Genomic DNA, 15235 nt, shown 5'->3' on the forward strand with positions numbered 1-15235 from the left:
CGCGTTCGGCTTCAGGAAATGGGTGCACCTTGCCGCAGCGGCGCCTCTGATTTGGAGAATTCTGGTATGGCGCCACACTCTTCGGCGTGGTTCCGGCCCCTCGTGTCACAGGCGAACCCGTCATGTAGGAAGCGAGCCCATTAGCACTGGCAAAGGGAATACCGGATTCACGCCGAACCTCAGATCAAATCGATTTCAGATACTCGATTAGATCGCTCTTTTCCCGATCGGTCAGATTGAGGCCGAGATGACTGTTGTAGTGCTCCAGCACGTCACCAAGCGTGGCGAACCGCCCATCGTGGTAAAACCCGCCTTTGTGGATCTTCTCGACATCCCACAGGGCACGCAGCGGCGCGGTTCGGTACCTCTCGTCAGGAGAGCGCATCGCTTGGAAATCGTCGATCCCGATCTCCTCCGCCGTGTGCAGGTTCCAGCCCGGCTCCGTGAAGATTGGCGGGACATGGCAGGTAGCGCATCTGGCCTTCTCGTTGAACAGCGCCATCCCGTTCTCTGCAGCGGCACTGTCGAAGGAGCCTTCCGGCGGCTTTGGGGTTGGCAGAGAGAGCTGGTAGAAGTGGAGGGCGGGCAGCTTGGCAGTAATCCGGTCTTCGCTGTCCTGCTTGTGGCCTTGCTTCGTTCTGGCGGCGACCGGATACTTCTCGGCGTCGTCCAGCCGCGGATCGTAAAACACGCCTTTCCCATGCATTTCGAGATTGCCGACGTAGGCGTTCCAGTAGCTCACCGTCCCCCAGGAGCCGGTCCACGTGTGGTTGTTTACGCCCGCTAGCCCGAAGGCCGGCGGATTGAGCGTGGCGGCAGTCTTGCCGTCTGGCCGGAAGGCCTTGCCATCGAGATTCAGTTCCGCATCGAATTTTCCCGGCCCCCAAGCCTCTACTGCCTTCTTCACCTCCGCTTCGGGGATCTGCAGCATTTCTACAAAGGCGGTCAGATCCGGCGCCAAGGCCACGATCGCCCCTATATTGAGGTCTCGGTTGGGCCAGCCGTCGAGTCGGTGCCCGATGCCCGGCGCATATGAGTCGTCGACCGTCGAATGGCACACCGCGCACTGAATGCCGACGGAAGTCAGCGTCTTCCCGTCCTCGCCAAAAAAACCGGTTACTCCGACAACGGCGTTGGCTTTGAGCAGGAGAAGCGTGCTGGCCGGGTCCGCGAGATCGACTTCACCTTTGTTAAGTGCCTCGGCCACATCCTTCGGGATGGCGTTCACATCGACCTTCAGGCCGAGTTCGAGGGCCTTTTGCGGGCTGAGCCCTGGTCCTGCGCCACCTAGCTTATCGCCAGCGATCGCGTCGTGAAGCTTGAGCTTTCCACCCCAGAAATCCTCGCTGCCGAACGTATCGAAGCGGAATGTCTCGCGGCCTTCTTCAAGATACTGCTTAGCCTGCTCAGCGGCCGCGTCGTCAAAATCCTTCCCGCTTGTCGATCCCTTCGCGCTCATTTGGGCAGCGGTCGGTATCAGAGTTGAGGAGAGCACGAGAACGGAAAAGCAGGCGATTACCTTAACACGCATGAGCATTGGCAGTCCTCCCTAATAGATTTGCCGGTCGGCAGCCTCCACGGTTGGCCGGATCCAACACAGATCTTCACCGGCGCTCTGCGGCCGATGAGCATTGGATGGTCCCAACTGTCAAAAGGTTCCCGACTTCGCCGCTGCCCGCCGGAGGACCTCCTGAAGTCGGCACGACTCGCGCAACCCGTGCTCGGTCGCTCTGCCGCCTAGTAAGCCTGCAATTGCAGAAGACTAATTCCAAGCCGGTCGAGGACCGATTGCATGAGGCGGTCACAAGGCGCGCCCGCAAAGGGAAAGGTGTCGGTAAACACGGTGGCAAGCTTGTCCCGCAGCGTCTCACGCAGCAGCCGGCGCGCGCGATGCAGCCGAGTCTTCACGGTCTGAGGTCGCAAACCGAGAAGGAGGGCCGTCTCCTCAGTGCTCATTTCCTCGACATCGCGCATAACAAACACGATGCGAAAGTGCTCCGGAAGGTCACTGACCGCGCGTTCCAGCAGCCGGCGGATCTCGGCGAGGGCGGATGCCTCCTCCGGGTCAGCGTTGTATGCGCTGAACGGAGCGGGCATGGCTTTGATCGCCTTTACGTCGACCGTCGGTCGCCTTTGCCGGCGGCGGCCCAGCGCCTCGTTCAGCGTGATCCGGGTGAGCCAGGTGGAGAGCTGTGCCTCCGCGCGGAATTCGGACAAATGCATGAAGGCGTGGATGTAGGTCTCCTGGAGCACGTCCTGCGCCTCGGCGTCGTCATCCAGGACGGCGCGAGCGATTCGATAGAGGCGCTGGTTGTGACGTTTTATGATCAACCAGAAAGCAGCCCCGTCGCGCTGTTGCGCGCGATCGACCAATGCCGCATCGTCGAGGTCTTCCACTCTCACTGCCTCGGTCGGTGCGATCGGCTTCGTCATGGTGCTCTCCAAGCGCTTCACCGGTACCTGTGGCGTGCGGGCCAGCTCAACACGAGAGTGCCTGCCGAAGAGATGTTCGCGAGTCCTGCACGGCCTGTGCGCTGCCAAGACCAACTGTGGATGATGGCGCCGATTACTGAGAATTGTACATCCCTATCGCAATCGCATGCAGCGGCGGCGCGTGATCCGTGCATCGAACCTGAGACGATGGCTGCTATCGCCGAGAGGCGGAATGCAATGGAGTGCTGATGTGACGAGCGACCGCTTTGCGCCATAGCGGGTGTTCGGCCAGCTTCTCCGCAACGAGCTGACCTGGCGCGTTCCTGACGCCTCTTAGCCATCGGCGGCTGCAAGATGATCGAGTTTTGACCTGCAGCGTTTTGCAGCCGAGTGGAAGCACTCGCGCGGCTAAAAACAGATAGAGCGAGAGTTCAACCTAAATGCATGTCGCTCTAGACGCCGATCAGGACAGCTTTGCGATAATGGCGCGCAGCGCCTCGCCGAAGCGCCGGACTTCCTCGATCGTGTTGTAATGCACCAGCGAGGCGCGGATGGCGCCGCTGTCCATCGAGAGGTTCAGACGCTTCATCAGCCGTGGCGCGTACATGTGGCCGTCGCGGATGCCGATCTGCATCTCGGCCATCGCCTCGACGATCATTTGCGGCGACAGCGTGCCGATGTTGAAGCAGAAGGTCGGCACGCGCTCGTTGAGGCGGGCTTCGTCGGCGACGCCATAGATCGTTGCGCCGCACTCCTTGAGCACGCTGAGCATTTCGCGCGCCAGCACCAGCTCATAGTCGCGGATGGCATTCATGCCGGCGACGATGTTGTCGCGGCGCGACCGGTTGTTCTCGGCCAGGAAGTTGCGGCCGATCGATTCGAGATAGCGCACCGCGGCGTCCATGCCGGAGACGTTCTCGTAGATGAAGGTGCCGGCCTCGACCTTGTAGGGCGGCTCGTCGGGAATGAAATCCTCGCGGAAGGTCGGTAGCCGCTTCAGCGTCTCGAAGCGGCCCCACAAGAAGCCCATATGCGGCGAGAAATTCTTGTAGCCGGAGCAGACCAGATAGTCGCAATCCCAGGCCTGCACGTCGATCAGTCCGTGCGGCCCGTAATGCACACAGTCGACGAACACTTCGGCGCCGGCCGCATGCGCGATATCAGCCACTGCAGCAACATCGACGATCGAGCCGATCGAATGCGCGGTGACGGTGCAGGCGACGAGCCGGGTGCGGTCGGAGATCAGCGGGCGCAAATCGTCGACATGGAGATTGCCGTCGTCGCGCATCCGCCACCATTTGAACTTGGCGCCAGCGGGCGCCAGCGCGAGCCAGGTGGCGATGTTGGCGTCATGGTCCATATCGGTGATGACGATCTCGTCCCGTTCTCCAAGCATCTGGCCGATGCCGAGGCTGACGAGCCGGATGAACGAGGTGGCGTTCATGCCGAAGCAGATTTCCGCAGGACTATAGGCATTGATCAGCAGCGCCACGCTTTCGCGCGCGTCGTCGATCGCTTGATCGACGGTGACGCTGCGGTCTTAGCGACCCCCGCGCTGTACGTTATGCGCGACCAGATGGTTGGTCACCGCGTCGAGCACGCTTTGCGGGATCTGCGCGCCGGCAGCATTGTCCATGAAGATGAAGTCGCCGGCCTGCTGCAGGGCTGGAAACATGGCGCGGATCGTGTCGACCGGGAAGGCTGAGGAGACGTCGCTCGCATTGTGGGGCTGATGCTTGTCCAAGATGGTCTCCTGCGAGTGGCTGACAGATATGAAAATTGGCAGATGGGGAAGGTGACAGATGCAGATGGGGAAACTGGCGACGTCAGCGGGTCTTCTCGGTTTTGAAGCGGCGTTCCAGCAGGCTGACGAGGCGGACCATCGGCCAGAGAAAGAGGAGATAGACCAGCGCCGCGCCGATCAGTGGCGAGGGGTTGGCGTAGAGTGACTGCGCATTGGTGGCTTCCTTCAGCAATTCGGGCAGCGCCACGGTTGAGGCGAGCGAGGTGTCCTTGAACATGGAGACGCAGTTGCTGGTCATCGGCGGAATGACCACGCGGATCGCCTGCGGCAGCACTACCTTGCGCAAGGTCAGCAAAAACGGCAGGCCGAGTGCTTGCGCCGCCTCGAACTGGCCGCGCGGAATGCTTTCTATGCCGGAGCGGAACACCTCGGCCGAGTAAGCCGCCATGATGATGGCGAATGCCGTCACCGCGGAGGTCCAGGACGACAGGCGTATGCCGAGGAACGGCAGCGCGTAGTAGATCAGGATCAGCACGACCAGCACCGGCATCGCCCGGAAAATATCGATATAGCCGACCGCCAGCAGCCGCAGCGGCTTCGGCGCGTAGAGCCGTATCAGGCTGATCGCCAGGCCGACGGGAATACCGATGCCGATGCTCAAGAGCCCGAGCAGCAGCGTGTTCAGGAAGCCGCGCAGCAACGCCGGCAGGCTGGAGATCATGACATCGGCGTTGAAGAAGGTCTCGATCAGCGACATGGGGAGCATTCCCGAAAGATTTGGCGTCCCGCGACGCTAAAGCATGCTGCCGAAACTCCGAAATCGGGTTTCGGAGCGGATCATGCGTGAAAGTCGAAGGGCTACGGCGTCCGTTGCACGTCCAGGAGACGCGCAACGCTGTCCGTGAAATCGTGCCGGTGTGGAACGCCGGCTCGATTTCAGCCGCTGCCGCTCAGGCCTTCGGGGTAGGCATTTCCTTGACGGTCGAAGAATCGGCGGGTGCGTCACTGCCGAACCACTTCTTGTGGATCGCGGCCAGCGTGCCGTCCTTCTTCATCGCCGTCAGCGCGTCGTTCAGCTTGCCGAGCAGCGGGTGGTCCTTGGCCATCATCAGGCCGTACTGCTCGCCGGTCTTGATACGCTCTTTTACGGCGAGGTCCTTCATCCGGGTGAAGGAGTATTCCAGGCCCGGAATGTCGCTGACCGCGGCGTCGACGCGACCGGCGCTGAGATCGAGCAGCAGGTTCTGCTGCGTGTCGTAACCCTTCACCTCGCTGAACCCGCCGGCCTCCTGGTGCTGCTTGGTCCAGGCTTCGCCGGTCGAGCCGGACAGCACGCCGATGATCTTGCCCTTGAGGTCGGCCTCGGACTTGATCGGGCTGTCGGCCTTGGCGGCGATGCCCATGTCGGAATCGTAATAGGGCTGCGTGAACGACTGCGACTTCAGCCGTTCCGGGGTGATCGTGATCGATGAGATGGCAACGTCGATGCGCTTCGAGGTCGTGGCGGCGAACAGGGCCTGAAATCCGAGATCGGCGATTTCCGTGGTCATGCCGATACGCTTGGCCGCCTCGTTGACGATGTCGACTTCAAAGCCCTCGAAGGTGCCGCTTTCGTTCTTGTACTCGAACGGCGGATTGGTCGGATAGGCGCCGACATTCAGCACGTCCGCGGCATAGGCGGCGACTGGGCCGGCGGCAATGCCGATGGCGGCAGCGAGAAGAAGCAGATTACGGCGAGTGAAGCTCATTTTCGTTCCCTCTGGTTCGGCCACTCCCTGTGGCGCTTTTCACTTCCGCCCCTTTCAGCGCCGTATTTCCGGACACTGCAGGCGAGGCGGCGCCTGAAGTCAGGATGCGCGGCGTTGCCGCGAGCCGATCAACTGCTGCAGACGCTCCAGCAATGTACCCAGCGCGTCGTCTGTGGTGACCATGCCGGGCGACAGCCTGAGCGTCGCGCCGCGCGCGTCGCAGTAGAGTCGATCACTGCGCAGCGTCGACACCGTCTTCACCGGGTCGACGCCTTGCGGCAGGGTCAGCATGACGCTGCCGCCGCGCTTGTCTGTATCGAGCGGCGTACGGAGCACCCAGCCATTGTCCAGCGCGCAGCCGATGATGCGCTCGGTCATGCTGGCATTCTGTGAGCGGATGGCGTCGACGCCTGTTTTTGCGACCCATTCAAGGCCGGGCAGCGATGCGACGCTGGCCAGGATGGCCGGTGTGCCATGGTCGAAACGTCGCGCATCGCTTGCATAGGAAAAACTGTCGAGATCCCAGGAGAACGGGTTCGGTTGGCTGAACCATCCGCGAAGTTCCGGCCGGCAGGCGGACAGCAGATCGGGCGCCACCTGCAGGACGCCGGCGCCCGAAGTGCCGCACAGCCATTTCAACGAGGTCGAGACGACGAAATCGACTGGCGTCTTCGCAATCGAGAAGGGCGTCACGCCGACGCCTTGCGTAATGTCGACACCGACGATGCTGCCCATCTTCCGGCCATGCTCGGCAAGCCGCGCCACGTCGCAGCGATGCGACGCCGTCGAGGTGACGAAGGTCAGCAAGGCCAGACCGACATCGTCTTGCCAGCGGGCGATGAAATCTTCGTCGCGCACCCAGCTCTCGCCGGGCCGCAGCGGCACGGTGTCGAGCACGAAGTCAAAACGTTCGGCAAGTCCGGCAAGCAGGAAGTGCAGGCTCGGAAAACAGTCGGCCGCGACCAGCAGGCGCTTTCCCGCCAGACGCGCGGACGGCAGGCCGCCGATCAGGCTGTAGAGGGCTGACGTGACGTTCTCGGCGGTGGTCAGCGTACCTTGTGGCGCGTCGATCAGCCGGCTCCAGGCATCGATAAACCGCTGCCGCGCCGCCAGGGCCGCCGGCCACTGGCCGTCATCTTCCGCCGACCAGACGCCCGAGAATTCCGACAGGGCAGCAGCCATGCACTCCGCCTTGCCGGGAAACGTCCCGATCGAATGGTAGAGAAAATAACCAGGCACGACGCTTTTGCTCCCTTGTGATCATGTGATCACAAAACCGAATATGGATCAATCGCTGCCCGCGAAGAAATGCGATTCAATCGGGAAATCGGGGGCGATTTTTTCCGACCGCGAGTGGTCGCGGATCGGCACTTTCCGGCGTCAATTTGGCGTTCAATCCGCAGCGGAGCTTCAGCAGGCCGTGCCGAACCCGGCGAACTCGACCGGCTTGGTTTCCGGCACGTCGGGGCAGATTGCACGCAGCGTCTCCTGCGTCGTCCTGATGTCTGCAATCACCTCTTCGCGGGCGCGGGCAAAATCGCGATCCTTCAGTGCTGCGATGATCGCAGTGTGCCGCCCGGACGGCTCCATCGTGCCGGCGCGCATCAAGGGCGCGACATGGTTGGACAACAACCGCATATAGGGGCCGAAGCGCAGCCACAGCGTCTCGATCAACTGAAACAGCACGTCGGAGCCGGAGGCGCGGTAGATGGTGAAATGGAACTGCTGGTTCTTGGCGATCAGTTCGTAGATGCTGCCATTGCGCCCGATCGCCTTCTGGTCGGCGGTGATCCTCTGCAATGTGGCTATCTCGGAAGCGGTCAGGCGCGGCGCCCCGAGCTCGGCCGCCAGCCCTTCGACGGCGACGCGCGCCCGGCAGAGATCGTCGAGCCGCGCGCGGGTGACGACCGGCACGCAGGCCGAGCCGTTCTGCGATATCTCCAGCGCGTTCTCGGCGGCGAGCCGCCGCAAGGCCTCACGCACCGGCATGTTCGAGGTGCCGAAGGCTTCGGCCAGCGAGGCTATGGTCAGCACCTGGGCCGGATCGAAGCTGCCGACCATCAGGGCATGCCGAAGCTGCTGGTAGACACCATCCTGGACGGTCACACGTCCCGATACCGGTTCAAATCCCAGAGCCACGGTTTCGCTGTTCTCCCGACAGAAGCTATGTGCGGTCATTGCCCAACCGAAGCAGGCATGATCATCTGATCACAAGACCGGCGTTAAGCCAAGCCGTCTGGGTGGCACGCTGGGGGCAATCGCTCTCAGCCTCCACCTCTTCCGTGAAGAAACTGGGAGAAGACGGGCGCCAGCGTGTGGCTCTCCCTTCTCGCCTCAGTCCGGGATCACCGCCGTGGCCTGGATCTCCACCTTGGCGCGATCCTCGACCAGCGCCATCACCTGCATGGCGGCCATGGCTGGAAAATGTCGCCCGATGACCTCGCGATAGGCCTCGCCGATCCCCTTGAGGTTGGCCAGATACTCGGCCTTGTCGGTAAAGTACCAGGTCATCGAGGTGATATGCTCAGGCTTGGCGCCGGCCTCGGTGAGCACCGCGACGATGTTGGTAAGCGTCTGCCGCACCTGGCCGACAAAATCATCGGTTTCGAATTGGCCTTGCCCGGTCCAGCCGACCTGGCCGCCGATGAAGATCAGCTGCCCGCGCGCGGCGACGCCATTGGCGTAACCGATTGGTTTCGCCCAGCCTTCCGGCTGCAGGATGGTGTGCATATCAAGCCTCCCGATAGTCAAACCCGGTCGCAATGTTCAAAATCGAACCAGTCCAATCCGCAATTTTTCTTCGCTAGATCGGCCTCAGGCCGCTCCCATCACTTGCCTGGCGATGACCACCTTCTGCACGTCGGATGCGCCCTCGTAGATGCGCAGCGCGCGGATCTCGCGATAGAGGCTTTCGATGATGTGGCCCTTGCGGACGCCGTCACCGCCATGCAGTTGCACGGCTTTGTCGATCACCTCTTGCGCCTTGTCGGTGGCGAACAGCTTGGCCATCGCCGCTTCGCGGGTGACACGGGCGGCGCCAATGTCCTTGGTCCAGGCGGCGCGGTAGACCAGCAAGGCGGCGGCATCGACATCAAGCGCCATGTCGGCGATATGGCCCTGCACCATTTGCAGCTCGGCCATCGCAGCGCCGAACAGTTTGCGCTCGGCCACTCTTGTGATGCTTTCGTCCAGCGCGCGCCGGGCAAAGCCGAGTGCCGCCGCGCCGACCGTCGAGCGGAACACGTCGAGCACCGACATGGCGAGACGGAAACCGTCTCCTGGCTTGCCGATCAATGCCGAGGCCGGAACGCGGACATTGTCGAAGAACAGGCGTGCAAGCGGATGCGGCGCGATCACCTCCAGCCGCTCGGCGATCGTCAGGCCCTCGGTGCCTGCAGGCACGATGAAGGCGGAAAGCCCCTTGGCGCCGGGCGCCTCGCCAGTGCGAGCGAAAACGACGTAGAGATCGGCAATGCCGCCATTGGAAATCCAGGTCTTTTCGCCTGACAGAACATAGTCGTCGCCGTCGCGCGCGGCCGTCATCTCCATATTGGCGACGTCAGATCCGGAGCGTGGCTCCGACAGCGCGAACGCGGCAATCGCTTCGCCGGCGCGTGTCTTCGCCAGCCAGCGCTGCTGGTCGGGCGTTCCGAACAGGCTGAGCGCCCCGGTGCCGAGCCCTTGCATGGCGAAGACGAAGTCGGCCAGTCCGTCATGCCGGGCCAGCGTCTCGCGCGTAATGCACAGCGTGCGCACGTCAAGCGGCCCGGGGTTTGCGATGTCAAGCGCCGTCGGTTTCAACCAGCCGTCTTGGCCGAGCCTCGCCACCAGCTCGCGGCAGGCGGCATCGACATCGTCATGCGCGACCGGCAGGTTTTTGCCGCACCAGGCGTCCAGCCGCTCGGCAAGCTCGCGATGGCGGTCCTCGAAGAACGGCCAGTTGAGGAAGGAGCGGTCAGGCATGGGAATGCCTCGTCCCGAACTGCACTCCACGGCGCCCCCATCTGTCCTGCCGGACATCTCCCCCCCAGGGGGGGAGATTGGCTGTCGCGGGCGCTTTCGCCGATTTCCAGCGTTGCAGAAAGGGGCGATGCAGTGGAACTGCCGATCTCCCCCCAAGTGGGGGAGATGTCCGGCAGGACAGAGGGGGGCGCTGTCCCGCCAATCTGTCCGTTCTTATGGATGCAGCTCTCATCCTAATTGCCCTCGAACACCGGCTTCTGCTTGGCGACGAAAGCCGAGTACGCCCGCTTGAAATCGCCGGTCTGCATGCAGATCGCCTGCGCCTGCGCTTCCGCCTCGATCGCCTGGTCGAGGCCCATCGACCATTCCTGGTTCAACTGCGTCTTGGTGATGCAGTGGGCGAAGGTCGGGCCGGAAACGATGCGCGTAGCCATGTCGAGCGCGTCGGCTTCAAGCGCCGCCGCATCGACCAGCCGGTTGTAGAAACCCCAGCGCTCGCCCTCCTCGGCACTCATCGTCCGGCCGGTGTAAAGCAGCTCGGCGGCGCGGCCCTGGCCGATAATACGCGGCAGGATCGCGCAGGCGCCCATGTCGCAGCCGGCAAGACCGACACGCGTGAACAGGAACGCGGTCTTGGCCTCAGGCGTGGCGATGCGGATGTCGGACGCCATGGCGATGATGGCACCGGCGCCCACCGCCGCGCCGTCGACCGCCGCAATGATCGGCTTGCCGCAATTGAGCATCGCCTTGACGAAATCGCCGGTCATTCGGGTGAAGGCGAGCAATGCCTTCATGTCCATCTTCACCAGCGGGCCGATGATGTCGTGAACATCGCCGCCGGAGCAGAAATTGCCGCCATTGGGCAGGAACACCACCGCATCGACGTCGTCGGCATAGACGAGGTCGCGAAAAGTATCGCGCAGCTCGGCATAGCTTTCGAAGGTCAGCGGGTTCTTGCGCTCCGGGCGGTCGAGCCGGATATTTGCGATCTTGCCTTCGACCTGCCAGAGGAAATGCTTCGGCTTGCGGCCGGCCATCTTTGTCATTCCCGTCCCTCCCAATTGCTGCGGAAGGAATTCAGCATGCCGGTCAGCCGGCGCGCCTCGTCCTCGCTCACGTTGCCCAGCAGCTCGCCGATCCAGCTTTCATGCGCGGCGGCAATCACAGCGAAAGCCTTCGAACCTTCCTCCGTCAACCGCACCATCGAGGTGCGGCGGTCGCCATTGCGCCGGGCGCGGGTAACCAGCCCTTCCGAAACCAGCCGGTCGACGATCCCGGTCACATTGCCGTTGGACACCAGCAGGAAGCGAGACAGGTCGCTCATCAACATGCCTTCCGGCGCGCGGTAGAGTGCCGCCATCACGTCGAAGCGCGGCAGCGTCGTGTTGAATTCCTGCCGCAGGCGCTCGCGCAGCTCGGCCTCGATGCTGCGCGAGGCGCGCAGCAGCCGCACCCACAGCCGCAGCCGATCCTTGCCGGGTCCGGACGGCGCGGGCAGGGGACCGGCTACCATGTCTCGCCTCCCGAGATCGAAATCGTCTGTCCGGTGATCGATTGGGCAGCATCGCCGCACAGCCACAGCACCGCGGCTGCAATTTCTTCCGGCTGGATGAAGCGGCCTTGCGGGTTGGTCGAGGCAAGGCTCGTCCGTGCTTCTTCGGCCGAGCGGCCGGTCTTTTCGACGATTCGCTGGATGGATTCCTCGAGCATGTCGGTTTCGATGAAGCCCGGGCAGACGGCGTTGACCGTCACCCCGGATTTGGCCGTCTCGACCGCTAGTGCGCGCATCAGGCCGACGACGCCATGCTTGGCGGCAACGTAGGCGGCGACATACGGGTAGCCTTTTAGCCCGGCCGTTGAAGCAACGAAGATGATCCTGCCAATCTTCCGCGCGACCATGCCGGCCAGCACCGGTTTCACCGTCAGGAACGCGCCGGTCAGGTTGACGTCGAGCGTGCGCTGCCAGTCCGCAAGCGAGGTCCGCGGTGCTGGCGCGCTGCCGGACATGCCGGCATTGGCGACGACGATATCGATCGGCCCGCGCGCCGCCTCGGCCTGGCTGTAGAGCGACGCCATCGCCGCCTCATTGGTGACGTCGGCGGCGATGCCGAAAATGCGGTCGTTTTCCCTGGCGACCTCGGCCAGCGCTGCCTCGCGCCGGCCGCAGATGGTGACATCGATGCCGGCATCGGCGAGCGCCAGCGCGATGGCGCGGCCGACGCCGGAGCCGCCGCCGGTGACCAGCGCATGCCGTCCCGCCATCGTTTCAACGACGCTCATACCTTCAGCCCCGCTGCCGCGTCGCGTTCGGCCAGCCGGTAGATCTGGTCGCGGCCAGGCAGATAGGGATCCGGCCATTTGACGCCGCGGTCGCCGAGCGTGACGGCCGCATGCAACGTCCAGTAGGGGTCGGCGAGATGCGGTCGTGCCATCGCGACCAGGTCGGCCCGGCCGGCCATCAGGATCGAATTGACATGGTCCGGTTCGTAGATGTTGCCGACCGCCATGGTCGCCATGCCGACCTCGTTGCGGATGCGGTCGGAAAACGGCGTCTGGAACATACGGCCATACACCGGCCTTGCCTCGGCGGAAGTCTGGCCGGCCGACACGTCGCAGATGTCGACGCCGGCCTCATGCAGCAGCCGCGCGATTTCGACCGCATCGGCCGGTGTCACGCCTTCGATGCCGACCCAGTCATTGGCCGAGATGCGTATTGAAACAGGCTTTTCATCAGGCCAGGCGGCGCGCACGGCATGGAAAATTTCGAGCGGGTAGCGCATGCGGTTTTCGAGCGAGCCGCCATAGGCGTCCGTGCGCCGGTTAGTCAGCGGTGTGATGAAGGAGGACAGGAGATAGCCGTGCGCGGCGTGGATTTCGAGCATATCGAAGCCGCAGCGTTCAGCCATCTCGGCCGAAGCGACGAATTGATCGCGCACCAAATCCATGTCGGCGCGGTCCATCGCCTTCGGCAGCTGATTCTCAGGCGACCATGCCACCGCCGACGCCGCCATGACAGGCCAGTTGCCTGATGTCAGTGGCACGTCGGTTCCTTGCCAGCCGAGCCGGGTCGAACCCTTGGCGCCGGAATGGCCGATCTGCGCGCAGATCTTCGCCTCGGTCTCGGTGTGGACGAAATCAACAAGCCGCTTCCAGGCGACTTCGTGCTCGGGCGCGTAAAAGCCGGTACAGCCAGGCGTGATGCGGCCTTCGGGGCTGACGCAAGTCATCTCGATGTAGAGCAGGCCGGCGCCACCCTTGGCCCGTTCGGCATAGTGGGCGAAGTGCCAGTCGGTCGGGCAGCCGTCGACGGCCTTGTACTGCGCCATCGGCGAAACGACGATGCGGTTCTGCAGCGCCATATCGCGCAGCCGGAACGGTGCGAACATCGGCGCGCGACGAAGACTGTTGCCGCCGGCGCCGGCCTGGCGCTGGAACCATTCTTCGGCGCCGGCCAGCCACTCGGCATCGCGCAGCCGCAAATTCTCGTGGCTGATGCGCTGCGAGCGCGTCAGCAGCGAATAATTGAACTGCACCGGATCGAGGCCGAGATAGCGCTCGACCTCCTCGAACCATTCGAGCGAGTTGCGCGCCGCCGACTGCAGCTTCAGCACTTCGGTGCGGCGGGCGTCTTCATATTTGCGAAACGCCGCCTCGAGGCCGGGCTCGGAATCAACATAGTCGGCTAGCGCAACCGCGCTTTCCAGCGCCAACTTGGTGCCGGAGCCGATCGAGAAATGCGCTGATGCCGCTGCGTCGCCCATCAGCGCCAAATTCTTGTAGGACCAGCGCTCGCACAGCACGCGCGGAAAATTGATCCAAGCCGAACCTCTGATGTGGTTGGCGTTGGTCATTAGCGAATGGCCAGCGAGATGCCTGGCGAAGATCTGTTCGCAGACGACGATCGATTCCTGCTGCGACATCGTGCCGAAGCCGAAGCGCCCCCAGGTCTGCTCGCTGCATTCGACGATGAAGGTCGCGGTGTCTTTGTCGAACTGGTAGGCATGCGCCCACACCCAGCCATGCTCCGTCTTCTCGAAGATGAAGGTGAAGGCATCGTCGAACTTCTGCTGGGTGCCAAGCCAGACGAACTTGCATTTGCGGGTGTCGATATCGGCCTTGAACACGTCGACGAATGCGCTCCGTGCCTTCGAATTCAAGCCGTCGGCGGCGACCACCAGATCGTGGCTCTCCATGTAGGGTTTGGGGTCGGCGATATCGGTCTCGAAGACCAGCTTTACGCCGAGCTCGCGGGCCCGCCGCTGCAGCAAGGTGAGCAGCCGCTTGCGGCCGATGCCGCAGAAGCCATGGCCGGTCGAGACCGTTCGCACCCCATCATGGATGACGGCGATGTCGTCCCAATAGGCGAAATGCTTCCTGATCCAGACGGCACTGACCGGATCGTTCCTGGTCAGATTGTCGAGCGTTTCGGCCGACAGTACGACGCCCCAGCCGAATGTGTCGTCGGCGCGGTTGCGCTCGAACACGGTCACTTCGTGCGCGGCGTCCCTGAGCTTCATCGAAATGGCAAAGTAGAGGCCGGCTGGTCCGCCGCCGAGAACCGCAACCTTCATCTGTGCGATCTCCTCTCGCTTCCTATCTTCAGTATCGCGCCTGAATTATATTATTTCAAGCTTGAAGTTTCATAATTGAAGCGATTCGTCTCAGGTGCCTATGGCGTGCTTGCGGTCAGACCCGCAAGCACGCGCCTGCCGGATCATTTTTCCGGGGTCTTCGGGCTCCACAGCACCGTCTCTGCGTCCTTTTCATAGGCCATGCCGTTGGGATAGCTGATCGCTTCCAGCTGCAGGCCCCAGGGCGCCTGGAAATAAAGGATGCTCTGGCCGGCCGCCGGCCCTTCGGTAACCGGCAGCGGCCCCATACGCGTCTTGACGCCCTTTTCATCGAAATAGGCTTTCGCGGCAGCGATATCGTCGACATAGAAGGCGATGTGGAAGCCGCCAATGTCGCTGTTGCGGGCCTGAAGGTCTCTCTGGTCGGGCGCGGTATATTTGAACAGCTCGATATTCGACCCGTAGCCGCAGCGAACCAGGGTGATCTCCTCGATCACCGCCTTGGGGTCGACTCCCAGCAGATCCTGCATGAACGTCCCCTTATCATCGGCGAACGGCCCGAAGGACATCGCCTTCTTGCAGCCGACGACCTCGGTGAAGAAGTCGACGGCCTGCTTCATGTCGGGGACTGTAACCCCGGTGTGATCATGCCCGCGCATGCCAGGAATGGAATCGGCTGAGGCTGTGCTGATCGTTCCACCGATGGTGCCCAGGACGGCGGCCGCAAGCGTTGCAGTTAGGAGCGCATTTTTCATCTCAGTTATCCTCTCGCGGGA

The 15235-nt window shown here is 62.9% G+C and carries 13 protein-coding genes and 1 pseudogene; all 14 read right to left on the reverse strand.

Annotated features, from left to right (window positions below):
• Window positions 1–184 precede the first annotated feature (184 nt).
• The 14 genes and pseudogenes from CIT31_RS26880 to CIT31_RS26950 all read right to left on the reverse strand — a co-directional run bounded on the left by CIT31_RS26880 (window position 185) and on the right by CIT31_RS26950 (window position 15214).
• Window positions 185–1459 (reverse strand): hypothetical protein, encoded by a 1275-nt coding sequence (locus tag CIT31_RS26880; protein WP_245316480.1) that lies wholly within the window; start codon window positions 1457–1459, stop codon window positions 185–187.
• A gap of 278 nt (window positions 1460–1737) precedes the next feature.
• The gene (locus CIT31_RS26885) at window positions 1738–2433 is read right to left on the reverse strand and encodes an RNA polymerase sigma factor (protein WP_095521083.1); all 696 of its coding nucleotides are present in this window, start codon (window positions 2431–2433) and stop codon (window positions 1738–1740) included.
• A gap of 463 nt (window positions 2434–2896) precedes the next feature.
• A pseudogene (locus tag CIT31_RS26890) lies at window positions 2897–4177 on the reverse strand (cysteine desulfurase-like protein).
• Between the two features lie 82 nt (window positions 4178–4259).
• Window positions 4260–4934 carry an amino acid ABC transporter permease gene (locus CIT31_RS26895; RefSeq protein ID WP_095521084.1) on the reverse strand — a complete coding sequence of 225 codons (675 nt, stop codon included), beginning with the start codon at window positions 4932–4934 and terminating at the stop codon, window positions 4260–4262.
• Window positions 4935–5127: 193 nt separating this feature from the next.
• Window positions 5128–5925 (reverse strand): ABC transporter substrate-binding protein, encoded by a 798-nt coding sequence (locus tag CIT31_RS26900; protein ID WP_095521085.1) that lies wholly within the window; start codon window positions 5923–5925, stop codon window positions 5128–5130.
• Between the two features lie 99 nt (window positions 5926–6024).
• The gene (locus CIT31_RS26905) at window positions 6025–7164 is read right to left on the reverse strand and encodes an aminotransferase class V-fold PLP-dependent enzyme (protein WP_095521086.1); all 1140 of its coding nucleotides are present in this window, start codon (window positions 7162–7164) and stop codon (window positions 6025–6027) included.
• Between the two features lie 171 nt (window positions 7165–7335).
• Window positions 7336–8064, reverse strand: a complete 729-nt coding sequence (locus CIT31_RS26910) for a GntR family transcriptional regulator (RefSeq protein WP_095521157.1) — start codon at window positions 8062–8064, stop codon at window positions 7336–7338.
• A 195-nt stretch (window positions 8065–8259) separates the two neighbouring features.
• Complete coding sequence (locus CIT31_RS26915; RefSeq protein ID WP_095521087.1) at window positions 8260–8655, reverse strand: RidA family protein; 396 nt, start codon at window positions 8653–8655, stop codon at window positions 8260–8262.
• Between the two features lie 84 nt (window positions 8656–8739).
• Entirely contained in the window at window positions 8740–9888 is a 1149-nt protein-coding gene (locus tag CIT31_RS26920) for an acyl-CoA dehydrogenase family protein (protein WP_095521158.1), read from the reverse strand.
• A 233-nt stretch (window positions 9889–10121) separates the two neighbouring features.
• Entirely contained in the window at window positions 10122–10934 is an 813-nt protein-coding gene (locus CIT31_RS26930; RefSeq protein WP_095521088.1) for an enoyl-CoA hydratase family protein, read from the reverse strand.
• The gene (locus CIT31_RS26935; RefSeq protein ID WP_029357027.1) at window positions 10931–11401 is read right to left on the reverse strand and encodes a MarR family winged helix-turn-helix transcriptional regulator; all 471 of its coding nucleotides are present in this window, start codon (window positions 11399–11401) and stop codon (window positions 10931–10933) included. Before CIT31_RS26935 ends, CIT31_RS26930 begins: the two co-directional genes overlap by 4 nt.
• Entirely contained in the window at window positions 11395–12168 is a 774-nt protein-coding gene (locus tag CIT31_RS26940; protein ID WP_095521089.1) for an SDR family NAD(P)-dependent oxidoreductase, read from the reverse strand. The genes CIT31_RS26935 and CIT31_RS26940 overlap by 7 nt, the downstream gene beginning before the upstream one ends.
• Window positions 12165–14459, reverse strand: a complete 2295-nt coding sequence (locus CIT31_RS26945; RefSeq protein WP_095521090.1) for a bifunctional salicylyl-CoA 5-hydroxylase/oxidoreductase — start codon at window positions 14457–14459, stop codon at window positions 12165–12167. Before CIT31_RS26945 ends, CIT31_RS26940 begins: the two co-directional genes overlap by 4 nt.
• A 143-nt stretch (window positions 14460–14602) precedes the next feature.
• On the reverse strand, window positions 14603–15214 hold the full coding sequence (locus CIT31_RS26950; protein WP_065005946.1) for a VOC family protein: 612 nt from the start codon (window positions 15212–15214) through the stop codon (window positions 14603–14605).
• Window positions 15215–15235: the final 21 nt, after the last annotated feature.

The organism is Mesorhizobium wenxiniae (genome assembly GCF_002284535.1).
In the GTDB taxonomy this organism is placed as follows: domain Bacteria; phylum Pseudomonadota; class Alphaproteobacteria; order Rhizobiales; family Rhizobiaceae; genus Mesorhizobium; species Mesorhizobium wenxiniae.